The sequence below is a fragment of the Burkholderia sp. 9779_493 genome (assembly GCF_015712215.1).
Classification (GTDB): Bacteria; Pseudomonadota; Gammaproteobacteria; order Burkholderiales; family Burkholderiaceae; genus Burkholderia; species Burkholderia cenocepacia.
The window spans coordinates 1-15,475 of the sequence record NZ_JACCQA010000044.1; the positions used below are offsets into that span (position 1 = coordinate 1).

The window sequence follows — 15,475 nt, forward strand, 5'->3', positions numbered from 1 at the left end:
CCGAGGATCAGCTCGCTGCCATCAAGCGCCCACACTTATCGGCTGTTAATTTTTAAAGAGCATGTCTGCGAGGGATCTTGAACCCCTCAGCAGCGCTGCGTTTTCAGCAGCAGAGAAGCGAGATTATGAACCGTGTTTCGCAGTTCGTCAACAACTTTCTGAACGACTTCGCTGCGACTGCGGGGCTCAACTTCCGTACCGCCGAGGCTCGCTACCTTCCGAACTCCAACGGCACTGCTTCCCTTCCTTCCGCGCCGCGTTTCCGTTAGCGCGAAAGAGGCGTGATTCTATGCAGCTCACGGCGATCGCGCAAGGGGTTTCGCAAAAAATATAAGGCGCCGCACGCTGCCGCGTGCGGCGCCTTATATAGAAGCAACCGAACCGTCAGGAAACCACGCGCGCCTGGCGTGCGACGATCGCCATATAGTGATCGAGATCCGGCGTCGCCTTGCCTGGCTCCTTCGCCGTATCGTCCCAGCGGCGCAGGTGCAGCGCGTCCTCCGCGAACGGGCGCTGCAGGAACGCCGCCGCTTCCTCGTCACTGAAGATACCGCCCTGCAACGCCAGGCTGCGCACCGAGTCCGGCGACAGGCTCTCGAAATAGCCGGCGTCCGTGCGGCACAGGCAGCGCTTCGCGTCGACGTGCAACCGGATCGGCTCCAGCACCGCGTCGGAAAACAGCGGCCGCAGGAACGGCAGCACGTAATACTGATGCAGATCGTCGATCCCGCGCGCGCTCGGCGTGTCGCCCTGGCGATTCAGCAAATGGCCGAGGTCGTGCAGGAACGCCGCCGCGACCAGCGCTTCGTCCGCCCCGGACGCTTCCGCCAGCAACCCGCTCTGCAATGCATGCTCGAGCTGCGTGACGGGTTCGCCGCTATAGGCCACATGGCCATGCTCGCGATACAGGCCGTGGATCTCTTCCACCGTCAGCGCCATTCGTTTACTCCCAAGGCAGCGAAAACGTCTTCAGGTTCGTGAAACTCTTCATCGCCTCCTGGACGCCTTCCTTGTAACCGAGCCCCGAATCCTTGATCCCGCCGAACGGCGACAGTTCGATCCGGTATCCGGGCACTTCCCATACGTTCACCGTGCCGACGTTCAACTCGTTCACGAACCGTACGACGGCGGCCGTGCTGTCCGTACAGACACCCGACGACAGCCCGAACGCCGTGCCGTTGCTGAGCCGGATCGCGTCGTCGATCGTATCGAATGCGATGACGGGCGACACGGGCCCGAAGGTCTCCTCGCGCACCAGCGTCATCGACGGATCGACGTTGTCGAGCACGGTCGGCGCGTACAACGCGCCGCGCCGCACATTGCCGGTCAGCAGGCGCGCGCCCTGCGCGACCGCCTCGTTCACGCGCGCCTCGAACAGCCGCGCCGCGGCTTCGTCGATCACCGTGCCCATTTCGTTCGAGGGATCGAATGGATCGCCGTATTTCCAGGCGCGCGTCTTCTCGACGAGCAATTCGGTGAACGCCGGCACGATGGAGCGCTGCACCAGCATCCGCTTGACGGCCGTGCAGCGCTGGCCCGAATTCCGGTACGAGCCCAACACCGCGAGCGACGCCGCGCGGTCGGGATCGGCATCGGCGAGGACGATCAGCGGGTCGTTGCCGCCCAGCTCCAGCACGATGCGCCGGTAGCCGGCCCGCGCCGCAATCGCCTTGCCGATCGCCACGCCGCCCGTGAACGTGATCAGCGACGCATGCGGATGCGTGACGAGCTCGTCCGCGATCTCGGCCGGGTCGCCGGTCAACACCTGCAGCATCGGTTCCGGCAGCCCGGCTTCATACAGCAGGTCGGCCAGATAGAACGCCGACAGCGGCACCTTCTCCGACGGCTTCACGATCACGCGGTTGTTGGTCGCGATCGCCGGCGCGATCTTGTGCGCGACCTGGTTCATCGGATGATTGAACGGCGTAATCGCGACGATCACGCCGTCGAGCGGCTGGCGCTGCGAGAACACGCGCCGCGCCTTGCCGTGGGGCGTCAGGTCGCACGAGAAACTCTGCGCGTCGTCACGCAGCGCCTCGACCGCCGCGAACTTCAGCACGTCGGCCACTCGGCCGATCTCGTAGCGCGAATCCTGTTTCGACAATCCCGACTCGAGCGTGATCAGGTCGGACGCCTCCTCGGTGCGCTCGCGCAGCAGCGCGGCCGCACGTTCGAGGATCTGCGAGCGTTCGTAGCGCGTCAGCGTCGGCCGGTAGGCCATCGCGTAATCGAACGCCGCGCGCACGTCGTCGACGCTGGCGAGCGGCGCGGTGCCGACGCGCGCGCCCGTGTACGGGTCCGTGACGTCGAGCGTGCGCTCGCGCATCGCGCGCGTGCCGCACCAACGCAACGCTTCGGCACGAAACGACGGATGATCTTGCCGCGGATGAGCCATCATGTCGCGATCCGGTTCAACACGAAATCGAACACGTCGAAGTTGCGCGGGCGACGTGCGGGATCGTCCCGCTCGATACGGCGATTGAACAGCAGCGGCACCTCCTGCTCCGACACGCCGCCATGCGAACGCAGCGGCACCGTGAGGCCCGACAGATCGTGGTCGCGTTCACGCGTACCGAGCGTCATGTCGCGGCGGCCGATCACGACGAGATCGCCGATCCGGTCGGCCGGCAGTTCGAAACGAGCGGCGGCTTCCGCGTTGTCGAGCACGAGCTCGACGCCATCGAGGCCACCGATGCGCCACATCGCTTCGGGCCGGTCGACGCCCGGCGCCAGGTAGATCGTCGCGAACGAACCGAGCGCGCCGTGATGCACGACGTACGGATCGGTAATCGGCAGGATCACGCGCGCCGCCTGCGTGCCGTACCAGCCGTCGAAGGCGTCCTGCAGATAGATCACGTTCGGGCGGCCCGTCGCCGGATCGTGCTTCGCGTTCATCCCGTGATCGGCCGTGAGCCCGATCGCCCAGCCGAGCGCGTCGAGCTGCGCGAGGTAGCCGTCCATCATCGCGTAGAACGCGTTCGCGCCGGCACTGCCCGGCTCGCATTTGTGCTGCACGTAGTCGGTGGTCGACAGGTACATCAGGTCGACCTGCCGCGTCTGCGCGAGGCGTACGCCGGCCGCGAACACGAATTCGGACAATGCCGCGCTGTACACATCCGGCGACGGCAGGCCGACCCAGTCGAGCACGTCGACGATCCCGTTTTCCGCGAGATTGGCCTGCGCGGCCTTCTCGGCCGAAAAGCAGATGCCGTTCAGCTGCCAGCCGAGCAGCCGGCGCAGCTTGTCCTTCGCGGTCACGACGGCCACCCGCGCACCGGCGTCGGACGCCGCGGCGAGCAGCGTGCCGGCCCGCAGGTAGGCCGGGTCGTTCATCATGACTTCGGCGCCGCGCCCGCCGTCGGCGGCCGGATCCCAGAAGTAGTTGCCGCAGATGCCGTGAACCGACGGCGGCACGCCGCAGACGATCGACAGGTTGTTCGGGTTGGTGAAGGTCGGCACGACGCAATCGGCGCGCCACGCGGTGCCTTGCTCGATCATCCGGCCGATGAACGGCGCGACGCCCGCTGCCACCGCCCGTTCGAGATAGTCGTACTCGCAGCCGTCGACACAGATGACGACGGTCGGCTCGACCGGCAGCCGGTAGCGCCGGCCGTTGACGTCGATCGAGCGTCCCGCGAGATCCGGCGCACCCTTGCCGGCGGCCGGTTGCTCGCCGGGGAGCCGCAACGCGAACGCGGCGTTCATGATGCCGCCCGCTTGCCGCGCGGCACGCGCGCGGCGATCAGCAGCAACGCCGCGAGCGACGCGCCGAGCATCAGCAGCGACAGCGCCGACGCCGGCAGGTAGTAGCCGCGCTCCACCTGCCCGATCACGACGATCGGCACGGTCGCGAAGCCGGGCGGATATACCGTCAGCGTCGCGCCGAGCTCGCCGAGCGACAGCGCGAAGCCGAGCGCGAGGCTCGCGCGCAGCGCCGGCACGAGCTGCGGCAGCAGCACGCGGCGCAGCACCATCGCGGGCGGCGCACCGAGGCTCGCGGCAGCTTCGCGCAGCACGGTCAATTCCGGGCGCAGCGCGGCGGCCGCGCAGCGATAGCAGAACGGCAGAATCAGTGCGAGCTGCACCAGCACGACGATCGCCGCCGAGCTGGACAGGTCGAGCGGCTTCCGGTGATACGCGATCAGCACCGCGAGCCCGAGCACGACGCTCGGTACGCCGTTCGGCACCATCACGAGCGCGTCGACGACCGCCCCGAGGCCGCGCCGGTCGCGCCCTTCGAGCGCGAGCGCCAGCCACAGCCCGAGGATCGTGCCGAGCGCCGATACGCCGAAGCCGATTTCGAGGCTCGTCGCCAGCGCGTCGTATTCCGGCGAGCCGAGCCGCTCGAACCAGCGCAGGCTGTAGCCGGCCGGCAAGATCGTGCCCGACCACTGCGTCGACACGCTCGACAGCGCGACGACGATCACCGGCAGCACGAACAGCCAGAAGCACGCGAACGCGGCCAATGCGAGCGCGGCGCGCGACGCATGCTTGAGCAACGCGTCGGTCCAGCCGACCTGGTGTCGCGGCACGGCCTGCCCGATACGGAATTCAGCGGACATCGTTCCCTCCCGTCGCACGCCGGTTCACCCGGCGATAAACCGCATACAACGCCAGCGACAGCGTCAACATCACGACCGCGCCGGCCGACGCGGTCGGCAGGTCGAGATCGACGGTCGCGCTGCTGTAGATCGCGACCGGCAACGTGACGAGCCGCGCGCTGCCGAGCACGAGCAGGATGCCGAACTCGTTCAGCGTCAGCAGGAAGCACAGCACGGTGCCGGCGGCGATGCCCGGCCACGCGATCGGCAGCACGACGCGGCGCGCGAGCATCCAGCCGGGCGCGCCGAGGCTGCGCGCGGCTTCGATCAGCCGCAGGTCCAGCGTCGCGAACGACGCGAGCGTCGGCCGCACGACGAACGGCGTGTAGAACACGGTCTGCGCGAGAATCACGCCGCCGATGCCGAACAGGAAATCGAGCGGCGGATGCTCGAGATGGAACAGGTGCTGCAGCGCGATGCTGATCGAGCCCTGCGAGCCGTACAGGAAGATCAGCGTGAACGCGACGAGGAACGACGGAAACGCGACGTACAGCTCCAGGAAGCGCGTGACGAGCGATGCACCCGGGAACGGCTTGAAGAACAGCAGCGCGGCCAGCAGCACGCCGAACACCGATGCGGTGCCGGCGCTCGCGAACAGCACGCCGAGCGTCGTCAGCAGCACGTTGCGCGTGTCGGGATTGCCGAAGAAGGTGCGGTACGCGGCGAAACTCAGCCCGTGATCGCCCGACACGCTCAGCAGCACGAGCCGCACCAGCGGATAGACGACGAGCGGGCCGAGCACGACGATCGCCAGCGCGGCGAGGTGTAAATCGCCCATGCGCCTGCGGCGCCGCGCGGCCGCGGCGTGTGCGGCGGCCGACGCGAGCACGTGCGGCGGCAGGCCGGCTTCAGGGCTCGATAAGGACGACATCGTCTGCCTCGCAATGCAGGGACACGCGCGCACCGCGCTCGGGAGCCGCGCCGCGGCCGCGTTGCATCGTGACGCGCACGGGCTCGTCGGGCGCCGCGTCGATCACGACGGCGATCGACAGGTCCGCGCCCTGCCATTCGACCGACGACACCGTGCCGTGCAGGCCGCCCGCTGCGGGCGGCATCACGGTCAGCCGCTCGGGACGCACGCACGCGACCTTGCCGCGCACCTCGTGGCGCGGATCGCCGAGCGGGAAGATCACATGCGGCGGCAGCAGGTTCGCCGGGCCGAGATAGCGCGCGACGTAGCCGTCGCGCGGCGCGTCGTACAACTGCTGCGGCGTGCCGAGCTGCGCGATGTGACCATCGCGCATCAGCAGCGCGCGATCGGACAGCACGAGCGCATCGTCGCGGTCGTGCGTCACGCAGACGACGGTCAGGTTCGGCAGGCGCTCGTGCAGCGCCTTAAGTTCGCTGCGCACCGACGCGCGCAGGTTGGCGTCGAGCGCCGACAGCGGCTCGTCGAGCAGCAGCACGTCGGGCTCGATCACCAGCGCGCGGGCCAGCGCGACGCGCTGCTGCATCCCGCCCGACAGTTGCGCGGGCAGATGGTGACCCGCGTCGCCGAGCTGCACGAGCTTCAGCGCATCGGCGACGCGGCGCGTCACTTCCGACGACGCCATGCCACGCGCGCGCAGCCCGAATGCGACGTTCTCGAACACCGACAGGTGCGGGAACAACGCGTAATTCTGGAACAGCAGACCGAGGTTGCGCTTGTGCGGCGGCGCATAGGTCAGGTCGCGTCCGGCAACGGTCAGCGTGCCGGTCAGGCCGTCGGCCTTCACGAACCCGGCGATGAAGCGCAGCAGCGTGGTCTTGCCGCAACCGCTCTTGCCGAGCACGGTCAGAAATTCACCGGCGCCGATCGACAGCGACAGATCCTCCAGCACCGTGCGCGCGCCGTAGCGCACGCTCAGATGCTCGATCTGCACGCCGCCCGGCGCGCCGGACCGCAGCGTCGCGTGCGGTTCGGCGGCGCCGAATGCGCCGGGATGGGTCAGGGTGGTTTCCACCGGGTTCATCCTCTTGCTCGCGAATACAGGCGGCGTGCGCCGATCACTTCGGCTTGACGACGTCGAGCTGCTTGCCCGAGCTGCCGATCACGTCCTTCTTCCAGCGCTCGATCCACACCGGCTTCTTCGCCATCACCTGGGTCCAGTCGACCGGAATCAGCTTCACACCCGCGATCGCCTTCTTGACCGCTTCGCCGTTCTTGCCGGCCAGCGGCACGTCGGTGCGGCCCGGGATGCCGTACATGTCCGGCACCTTCGACTGCACTTCCGTCGACATCAGGTAGTCGATCAGCTTCCGGCCGGCGTCCTGGTTCGGGCCGCTCTTGATCAGGCCGATGCCGTACGGGAGCTGGAACGTGGTCGGCTGGTCGCCGTCCTTCGCGGCCAGGAAGATCGGCTTGATGGACAGCGCGCCGTGTTCGGCATCGTCGAGGTCCATCTGCAGGTCGCCGTTCGCGACGCTGATCTCGTTACGCGACAGCAGCACGTTCAGGTAGCCCGTGCCCTTCGTGTGGAACTTCACGCTCTGCGACAGCTTCGCGAGATAGTCGAACGCCTTGTCCTCGCCCATCAGCGACGTCGTCAGGATCAGCACGGCCATCCCGTCGCCGGCCGTGGCCGGGTTCGAGTACGCGACCTTGCCGGCGTAGGCCGGCGCGAGCAGGTCGGCGAACGTCTTCGGCTGGTTCTTCACGACGTCCGGGTTGATCGCGAACGAGAAGTAGTTGTTCACGAACGTCGCCCAGGTGCCGTCCTCGGCCTTCGCGATGGCCGGCACGTTCTTGTAGTTCACGCTCTGGTACGGCTGCAGCAGGCCCATCTGGCCGGCTTGCTGGATGAACGGCGGCAGCGTGACGATCACGTCGGCCTTCGGGGAATTCTTCTCGATGTTCGCGCGGTTCACCACCTCGCCGCTGCCCGCCGTCACGATGTTGACCTTCACGCCTTCCTTCTTCTCGAAAGCCGGCAGCACGTCGCGATAGAGGTTCTCGAGGCCGTCCGCCGTGTACAGCACGACCGCTTTTGCCGCATGCGCCGGCATCGCGGCGCCTTGCAGCAGACCGGCGGCGCAGGCGGCCAGCGCGAGTTTGCGGAACGCGCCGGCGGCGGCGCGCGAGGGTTTCTGCAGTGTCATCTCACTTCTCCGTAGGCGGAACACCAAACGGCCGGGGCACGATCCGGCTCTCCTGTTGTCTTCGGGCGAGCCGCCTGGCGGCCCGCCTCGCTACCGCGCTCAGGCTGGGTGTCGCGCGGCAACCGAAGGATCACAGCGTTCGATGACAAAGCCGTGACGAATGCCACAATTTCCAAAAAATGACACATTTTGCCACTATCATGCAAGTCATTCGGAAATGCCGTCCGGTGTTTCGTTCGCCCTTTGCTGGAGACAAAAGCCATGCCCGACCCAATCCTGCTCACGCCCGGCCCGCTCACCACGTCCGCCACAACACGCCACGCAATGCAACATGACTGGGGGTCGTGGGATGCCGCTTTCAACCAGCTGACGGCCAGCGTCTGCGCGGATCTCGTCGCCATCGCGCATGGCGGAGACGAGTACGTATGCGTGCCGATGCAGGGTAGCGGCACGTTCTCGGTCGAAGCCGCGCTCGGCACGCTGGTGCCGCGCGACGGCGTCGTGCTGGTGCCCGAGAACGGCGCGTATTGCGCGCGCATCCTGAAAATTCTCGGCCGGCTCGGTATCGACGCGATCGCGCTGCCGTTCGGCGAAGACGCGGCCGTCGACGCGGCGGCCATTGAGGCTGCGTTCGCGCGCGAGCCGCGCATCACGCACGTCGCGCTCGTGCACCTGGAAACGAGCGCCGGGATCCTGAATCCGCTCGACGCGATCGCGGCCGCGTGCCGGCGGCACGGCAAGCGGCTGATCGTCGATGCGATGAGTTCGTTCGGCGCGCTGCCGATCGCGCTGGCGGACAGCGGCATCGACGCGCTGATCTCGGCCAGCGGCAAATGTCTCGAAGGCGTGCCGGGAATGGGATTCGCGATCGTGCGGCGCGACGCGCTCGACGCGAGCGAAGGCAACTCGCCCTCGCTCGCACTCGATCTCCACGACCAGTACGCGTACCTGCGCAGGACGGGGCAATGGCGCTTCACGCCGCCGACGCACGTGATTGCCGCACTGCGCGCCGCGCTCGACCAGTACTTCGCCGAGGGCGGCCAGCCGGCGCGCGGCGCGCGCTATGCGGACAACTGCCGGACGCTGGTCGAATCGATGCGCGCGCTCGGTTTCGTGCCGTTCCTCGACGCGAGCGTGCAGGCGCCGGTGATCGTCACGTTTCACGCGCCCGACCATCCAGCCTACGATTTCCGCCGTTTCTACGACGCGGTGCGCGACGCGGGCTTCATCCTGTATCCGGGCAAACTGACGCGGCTCGAGACGTTCCGCGTCGGCTGCATCGGCGCGATCGATGCGGGCGATATCCGGCGGGCGGTCGCCGCGATCGCGCAGGCAATCGAATCGCTCGGCATCGCGATGCAGCCCGCATGAAGCGAGGTATGTGCCGACCGGTCGGCACGCGCAAACAAAAAACCCGGCGGCCAACCGGCCGCCGGGCGAACGCACCGAGTGTGCGTGGAGCCGGTGCTTACAGCTCGATCCGCTTGATGTCGCCGACGACGAAGATGTACGACAGCGCACCGACCAGCGCGATCACGCCGATGAACACGAGCGCGCCGACGAACGAGCCGGTCGACGCGACGATGAAGCCGACCACGAGCGGCGTGACGATGCCCGCCAGGTTCGCCGCGAAGTTGAAGATGCCGCCCGTCACGCCGAGCAGGCCGTCCGGCGCGATGTCCGACACGAGCGTCCAGCCGAGCGCGGCCATCCCCTGCGCGAAGAACGCGACCGACATGATCGCGATCACCGCCTCGTTGCTCTGCACGTAGTTCGCGAGAATGATTGTCGACGCGAGCAGCAGGCCCGCGATGATCGGCAGCTTGCGCGCGAGGTTCGCGGACTTGCCGCGGCGCAGCAGCCAGTCGGAGAAGATCCCGCCGAACATCACGCCGACCGACGCGGCGATGAACGGCATCACCGCGAAGAAGCCGATCTTCAGCCAGCCCATGTGGCGCTCGGTTGCCAGATAGGTCGGGAACCAGGTCAGGAAGAATACGAGCGTCGAATTGCCGGCGAACTGGCCGAGGCAGATGCCCGCGAGCTGGCGCTTCTTCACCAGTTGGCCGACCATCGACCAGCTGAACTTGGCCTGCGCCGGCTTGCCGCTCTTGTCGCCGTCCTTGCGCGCACCGTGCACGAGACCGCCGCCCGCTTCGATATAGGCCAGTTCCGCCGAATTCGCGCCCGGGTGGTTGCGCGGCTCGTGGTAGAACTTCCACCAGACTAGGCCGAACACGATGCCGACCGCACCGACCACCCAGAACAGCGAGCGCCAGCCGAACGCGCCCATCAACGCGAACAGCACCGGGCTGAAGAACGCGAGGCCGATGTACTCGCCGACGGTGTAGGTGCCGGTCGCCATCGCGCGTTCGTTCTGCGGGAACCACGTCGCGACGACGCGGCTGTTGGTCGGGAAGCACGGCGCTTCCGTCACGCCGAGACCGAGCCGGCACGCGAGCAACGTCGCGACGCCCGGCACGAAGCCTTGCAGGAACGTGCACAGCGACCACAGCGTCATCGACCAGTAGTAGGTGATCTTGCTGCCGAAGCGGTCGAGGAACAAGCCGCCGGGCACCTGCATCGCCACGTACGTCCACGAAAACGCGGAGAACATGACGCCCATCACGGCCGCGTTGATGCCGAGCTCCTTGGTGAGCTGCGGCGCCGCCACGCCCAGCACAGTGCGGTCGAGATAGTTGATCATCGTGCCGATCGCGAGCAGCGCGAGGATCTTGTAGCGCGCCGACGTGCGCCGGACCGTGCCGGCCGCCTGCGCCGGCGCGGCGCTCGTGTGGGTGGTGTGTTGCATGGTCGTCTCCTGTCTCTCTTTCTGTGTCTGCAAGGGGGTCAGCGCGCGACGAGCGACTGAAAGTGATCGAACATCCGCTCGGCGTCGGGCGTGCGCCCGGTGAAGAGCTCGAACGCGTCGACGGCCTGGTACACGGCCATCCCGCCGCCCGGCAGCGTCGCGCAGCCGGCCGCGCGCGCGGCGTGGATCAGTTCGGTTTCGAGCGGGAAATACACGATGTCGGCCACCCACATGCCTGCGTGGAGCAGTTCGGCCGGCAGCGGCAGGCCCGGATGCTTGGCCATGCCGGTCGGCGTGCAGTGGATCAGGCCGGTCGCTGCGCGCATCGCGGCCGCGAGATCGCTGCCCGGCGTGACCCGGGCGGCAGGGAAGCGCTGCTGCAATTCGCCCGCCAGCGCGGTGGCGCGCGTGCCGTCGACGTCGAAAATCGTCAGTTCAGCCGCGCCCATCTGCAGCGCGGCGTGCGCGACGGCCGCGCCCGCGCCGCCCGCGCCGAGCTGGACGACGCGGTCGAGCTTCGCGTCCGGCAGCCCGCGGCGGAACGATTTCGCAAAGCCCGACCAGTCGGTGTTGTGGCCGATCCGCTTGCCGTCCTTGAACAGCACGGTGTTCACCGCGCCGAGCGCACGCGCGTCGTCCGACAGCGCGTCGAGGTGCTCGATCACGCGCTGCTTGCACGGATGCGTGATGTTCAGCCCGTTGTAGCCCATCCGCTGCGCGGCCTCGAGCAGTTGCGGCAGTGCGTCGACGGTCACGCCAAGCGCATCGAGATCGATGCGCCGGTACACGTAGCCGAAGCCCTGGCGGAAGCCCTCTTCCTCGTGCATCGCGGGCGACAGCGAACCGCCGATGCCCTGGCCGATCAGGCCGATCAGAAACGACGGGCGGCTCATCGGGCGGCCCCCTGCGCGAACAGCGTCGCCAGGCGCTGCAACGCGAACACATAGCCTTCGGTACCGCAGCCGCAGATCACGGCTTCGGCGATCGCCGAGATATACGAATGGTGGCGAAACGCTTCGCGGCGATGGACGTTCGAGATATGCACCTCGATCACCGGCTTCGCGATCGCGGAAAGCGCGTCGGCCAGCGCGACCGACGTGTGCGTATAGGCGGCCGGGTTGATCACGATGCCGTGCGTGTCGTGACGCGCGGCATGCAGCCAGTCGATCAGCTGGTGCTCGGCGTTCGACTGGCGAAACTCGATTTCCAGCCCGAGCCCTTCCGCCGCCGTGCGGCAGCGCTGCTCGAGATCGGCGAGCGTTTCCGCGCCGTAGATATGGGGCTCGCGGGTGCCCAGCAGATTGAGGTTCGGGCCGTTCAGCACCAGCACCTTGTGCTTGCTCATCGTGTTTCTGCTCCTGAAACAGGGGCAGACCAGGATCGGCGCCGCCCCGAAGACATCGGAATTTGGCGCTAGTGTGCGCCCGTGCACGCGGGCTGTCTTTTCGGGTTTTCGCTAATTTGTACCACCTAGTTAGTTTGTACAATACGCATCACTAACCCAGTAAATTCGGGATATGGCGCGCGTACGGAACTCAACGACTGGTTCATTCAGGGCCGGTTCGACCGGCGCCATGCCCCGTTCATCCGCAGGAAACGCCCATGCAGCGCTCGATCGCCACCGTGTCACTGTCCGGCACGCTCGCCGAGAAGCTCGCCGCCGTCCAGGCCGCGGGCTTCGACGGCGTCGAAATCTTCGAAAACGATCTCGTCTACTTCGACGGATCGCCGGCCGACGTCCGGCGCATGGCCGCCGACCTCGGCCTCGACATCGTGCTGTTCCAGCCGTTTCGCGACTTCGAGGGCGTGAGCGCGGCCCAGCTCGCGCGCAATCTCGACCGGATCAAGCGCAAGTTCGACGTGATGCATGCACTCGGCACCGACCGCATCCTCGTCTGCAGCAGTGTGGCGGCCGACACGATCGCGGACGACGGGCTGCTCGTCGACCAGCTCGGCGTGCTCGCCGAAGCCGCGCGGCAGGCCGGCGTGGTGGCCGCGTACGAAGCGCTCGCGTGGGGCCGCGTCGTGAAGCGGTACGGCCACGCGTGGAAGCTCGTGAACGCGGTGAACAGCCCGCACCTCGGCCTGGCGCTCGACAGTTTCCACACGCTGTCGCTCGACGATTCGCCGGACGCGATCGCCGACATCCCCGGCGACCGGATCGCCTTCGTGCAGATCGCCGACGCGCCGAAGCTCGTGATGGACGTGCTCGAATGGAGCCGCCACTACCGCTCGTTCCCGGGCCAGGGCGACTTCGACCTGGCGCGCTTCACCGCGCGCGTGATCGAGTCGGGCTATACGGGGCCGCTGTCGCTCGAGATCTTCAACGACGGCTTCCGCGCGGCGCCGACCGCGCTCACGGCCGCCGACGGCCATCGCTCGCTGCTCTATCTGGAAGACCTGACGCGCGCGCGGCTCGCGCAGGACGGTCGCACGCCGGCCGCCAGCCAGCCGCTGTTCGCGCCGCCCGCGCCGCCCGCGCACGTCGGGTTCCAGTTCATCGAATTCGCGGTCGACGCACCGGCGGCGGCGACCGTCGGCGAATGGCTCGGCCGGATGCGCTTCCGGCTCGCCGGCCGGCATCGCTCGAAGGACGTGACGCTGTTCCAGCACGGCGCCGCGTCGATCGTGCTGAACGCCGAGCGCGACTCGTTCGCCGATGCGTTCTTCCAGCAGCACGGGCTGTCGCTGTGCGCGTCGGCATTCCGCGTCGACGATGCCAAAGTGGCGTTCGAACGCGCGGCCGGCTTCGGGTACGCGCCGTTCTCCGGCCGGGTCGGGCCGAACGAGCGTGTGCTGCCGAGCGTGAAGGCGCCGGACGGCAGCCTCGAATATTTCGTCGACGAGGCGCCGGATACGCCCACGCTATATGAATCGGACTTCGTGCTGACCGACATCGACGGCCCGAGCGAAGTCGGCCCGCTGACGGGCATCGATCACGTGTGCCTCGCGCTGCCGGCCGACGCGCTCGACACCTGGATCCTGTTCTTCAAGACGGCGTTCGGCTTCGAGGCCGAGCGCAGCTGGCTCGTGCCCGACCCGTACGGGCTGATGCGCAGCCGCGCGGTGCGCAGCGCCGACGGCTCGGTGCGGATCGCGCTGAACGCGTCGGTCGACCGCCATACGGCCGTCGCCGAATCGCTCGACCGCTACCACGGCACCGGGCTGAACCACGTCGCGTTCCGCACCGACGACATCGTGAAGACGGTCGCCGCGTTCGCGGCCGACGGCGTGCCGTTCCTGCGGATTCCGGCCAACTACTACGACGATCTCGCCGCGCGCTACGCGCTGCCGAACGAACTGATCGACACGCTGAGCGCGCATCACCTGCTGTACGACCGCGACGAGCACGGCGGCGAATTCCTGCATGCGTATACGGAGCTGGTCGACAACCGCTTCTCGCTGGAGATCGTCGAGCGGCGCGGCGGATACGACGGCTATGGCGCGGCGAATGCGGCCGTGCGGCTCGCCGCGCAGGCGCAGCGCAGGAAATAAGGAAAGGACGCGAAGCGGAGTTGGGGCCGGACCACGCAAGCGATTCGGCGACCATTCGGGCGGCCCACCTTTCACCCGCACCATCGTGGTGAATCGCACCGCCGAAGGCCCGCCCGCACGGCCGGCCTCGATCAGCGGGGAAGCTACGCGGCGTCTGGCGTTACATCCCGTAACCCGTACCGCAGCGCAGCATTGCGCCGTCCGCCACGGTTTTAAGAATCGCTTAAGTCTTCGACGGCACCATCCGCAACCAGTACCCGATGGTCATCTCGAAAAGGAGGAAAGCGATGAGCGCCGTAGAAGCACCCGCGGGCCGCCCGGCCGCGCCCCCTGCAAAGAAGACGATGCTGCGCCGCCTGCTCAGTCATCACGAAATCGCGACGCTGCTCGTGCTGCTGCATGCACCGATCGGCGCGAACGCCAAACCCGAATTGCCCGCGCTGCAGGAAGCCGGCCTCGTCGAAATGGTCAAGCTCGACCCCGATACGGCCCCGAGCTTCCGGCTGACCGAAGACGGCACGGCCGTCCTGAAAGGGCTCGGCTACCGCTAAGCCGCCGTTTCCCCCCTTCTCCCGCTTCCCCGCCTTACCCCGATCCCCGCGACGCGCCGGCCACGCCGGCGAGTTGCGTCACCCCGCCCGCTCCTGCAGCATCAACCGGTATTCCGTCGGCGTCACGCCGACCGTCGCCTTGAACTGGCGCGTGAACGCGCTGTGATCCGTGTAGCCGCACAGCGCGGCGACGTCGGTCACCTTGTCGTGCGTGACGAGCAGCGCGGTGGCCGCGTCGAGCCGCGTCTTCAGCAGCACCTGGCGCGGCGTCAGGTGGAACACCTTGTGGAAGTAGCGTTCGAGCTGCGCGACCGACATCCCGGCCATCTGCGCGAGCTGCTTCAGGTTCAGCGGCTGCACGTAATGATCCTGGATGTGCTGGACCACGTCGGCGAGCCGGCTGTAGGCCGGGTGCGATCCCTCGTGCGCCTTCAGGTCGCGCGAGATGCCCGCGAGGCCGACCACCCGGCCCGCGGCGTCGCGCAGCGGCTCCTTGCAGGTCAGGCACCAGCCCGGCTGGCGGCCCGGATACAGGTGCAGCTCGAGCTGGTCCATCAGTTGCTGGCCGGCGTTGATCGTCGCCATGTCCTGCTCGAAATAGCTGCGGCCGAAGCGACGCGGAAACACCTCGTCGGCCGTCTTGCCGAGCAGGTCGCGCTTGTCCTTGTAGCCGCAGCGCATCGCCAGCGTGCGATTGACGATCGCGTAGCGGCCGCTCGCATCCTTCACGAAGAACGCGACGTCCGGCAGCGCATCGAACACCGGTTCGAGCAGGCGGAAATGCACGAGCATCGCGCCGAGATCGGCGTTGTCGGGCTGGTAGCGCAACGTGTCGGACAGGCTCATGGGCGGTACGGCAAGCAAGGTCGTCATCCCGGCAACCGCGAAGCGAGTGGCGGATGGCGTCGATTATAGGAGCGCCCCTTCGTTCGCGTCGC

General features: G+C 67.7%; 14 protein-coding genes. 3 read left to right on the forward strand and 11 right to left on the reverse strand.

Annotated features, from left to right (window positions below; translation table 11 throughout):
- Positions 1-384: 384 nt before the first annotated feature.
- The 7 genes from H0X95_RS31080 to phnS are packed head-to-tail and all read right to left on the reverse strand — an operon-like array spanning position 385 to position 7,679.
- Positions 385-939 carry a phosphonate degradation HD-domain oxygenase gene (locus H0X95_RS31080; RefSeq protein ID WP_058902322.1) on the reverse strand — a complete coding sequence of 185 codons (555 nt, stop codon included), beginning with the start codon at positions 937-939 and terminating at the stop codon, positions 385-387.
- Between the two features lie 4 nt (positions 940-943).
- The gene (gene phnY, locus H0X95_RS31085; RefSeq protein ID WP_048985291.1) at positions 944-2,398 is read right to left on the reverse strand and encodes a phosphonoacetaldehyde dehydrogenase; all 1,455 of its coding nucleotides are present in this window, start codon (positions 2,396-2,398) and stop codon (positions 944-946) included.
- Positions 2,395-3,705, reverse strand: coding sequence for a phosphonoacetate hydrolase (phnA, locus tag H0X95_RS31090; protein ID WP_048985294.1), 1,311 nt, complete (start codon positions 3,703-3,705; stop codon positions 2,395-2,397). The genes phnY and phnA overlap by 4 nt, the downstream gene beginning before the upstream one ends.
- Positions 3,702-4,562: a 2-aminoethylphosphonate ABC transport system, membrane component PhnV gene (gene phnV, locus H0X95_RS31095; protein ID WP_059720640.1), complete on the reverse strand. Its 861-nt coding sequence runs from the start codon at positions 4,560-4,562 to the stop codon at positions 3,702-3,704. Before phnV ends, phnA begins: the two co-directional genes overlap by 4 nt.
- The gene (phnU, locus tag H0X95_RS31100; protein WP_048985295.1) at positions 4,552-5,472 is read right to left on the reverse strand and encodes a 2-aminoethylphosphonate ABC transporter permease subunit; all 921 of its coding nucleotides are present in this window, start codon (positions 5,470-5,472) and stop codon (positions 4,552-4,554) included. Before phnU ends, phnV begins: the two co-directional genes overlap by 11 nt.
- A complete protein-coding gene (gene phnT, locus H0X95_RS31105) occupies positions 5,450-6,553 on the reverse strand; it encodes a 2-aminoethylphosphonate ABC transport system ATP-binding subunit PhnT (RefSeq protein WP_006494272.1) in 1,104 nt (367 codons plus the stop codon). The genes phnU and phnT overlap by 23 nt, the downstream gene beginning before the upstream one ends.
- A gap of 34 nt (positions 6,554-6,587) precedes the next feature.
- A complete protein-coding gene (gene phnS / locus H0X95_RS31110; protein ID WP_059720639.1) occupies positions 6,588-7,679 on the reverse strand; it encodes a 2-aminoethylphosphonate ABC transporter substrate-binding protein in 1,092 nt (363 codons plus the stop codon).
- Positions 7,680-7,940: 261 nt separating this feature from the next.
- Here phnS and H0X95_RS31115 point away from each other — a divergent pair, with 261 nt between their 5' ends.
- Positions 7,941-9,050 (forward strand): 2-aminoethylphosphonate--pyruvate transaminase, encoded by a 1,110-nt coding sequence (locus H0X95_RS31115; protein WP_059720638.1) that lies wholly within the window; start codon positions 7,941-7,943, stop codon positions 9,048-9,050.
- A 97-nt stretch (positions 9,051-9,147) separates the two neighbouring features.
- Here H0X95_RS31115 and H0X95_RS31120 read toward each other — a convergent pair whose 3' ends face one another.
- From H0X95_RS31120 to aroQ, 3 genes are read right to left on the reverse strand one after another with little or no spacing between them, the layout of a single operon-like run.
- Positions 9,148-10,491, reverse strand: coding sequence for an MFS transporter (locus tag H0X95_RS31120; protein WP_006489486.1), 1,344 nt, complete (start codon positions 10,489-10,491; stop codon positions 9,148-9,150).
- A gap of 38 nt (positions 10,492-10,529) precedes the next feature.
- Positions 10,530-11,384: a shikimate dehydrogenase gene (locus tag H0X95_RS31125; protein WP_034203266.1), complete on the reverse strand. Its 855-nt coding sequence runs from the start codon at positions 11,382-11,384 to the stop codon at positions 10,530-10,532.
- On the reverse strand, positions 11,381-11,836 hold the full coding sequence (gene aroQ, locus H0X95_RS31130) for a type II 3-dehydroquinate dehydratase (RefSeq protein WP_006489476.1): 456 nt from the start codon (positions 11,834-11,836) through the stop codon (positions 11,381-11,383). Before aroQ ends, H0X95_RS31125 begins: the two co-directional genes overlap by 4 nt.
- Before the next feature lie 257 nt (positions 11,837-12,093).
- Between aroQ and H0X95_RS31135 the strand changes: the two genes are divergently transcribed.
- Complete coding sequence (locus H0X95_RS31135) at positions 12,094-13,986, forward strand: bifunctional sugar phosphate isomerase/epimerase/4-hydroxyphenylpyruvate dioxygenase family protein (RefSeq protein ID WP_059720637.1); 1,893 nt, start codon at positions 12,094-12,096, stop codon at positions 13,984-13,986.
- 287 nt (positions 13,987-14,273) lie between these two features.
- Positions 14,274-14,537, forward strand: coding sequence for a hypothetical protein (locus H0X95_RS31140; RefSeq protein WP_006489463.1), 264 nt, complete (start codon positions 14,274-14,276; stop codon positions 14,535-14,537).
- A 78-nt stretch (positions 14,538-14,615) separates the two neighbouring features.
- On the opposite strand, the gene H0X95_RS31145 is transcribed toward H0X95_RS31140, so the two are convergent.
- On the reverse strand, positions 14,616-15,410 hold the full coding sequence (locus H0X95_RS31145) for an AraC family transcriptional regulator (protein ID WP_006489480.1): 795 nt from the start codon (positions 15,408-15,410) through the stop codon (positions 14,616-14,618).
- Positions 15,411-15,475 lie beyond the last annotated feature (65 nt).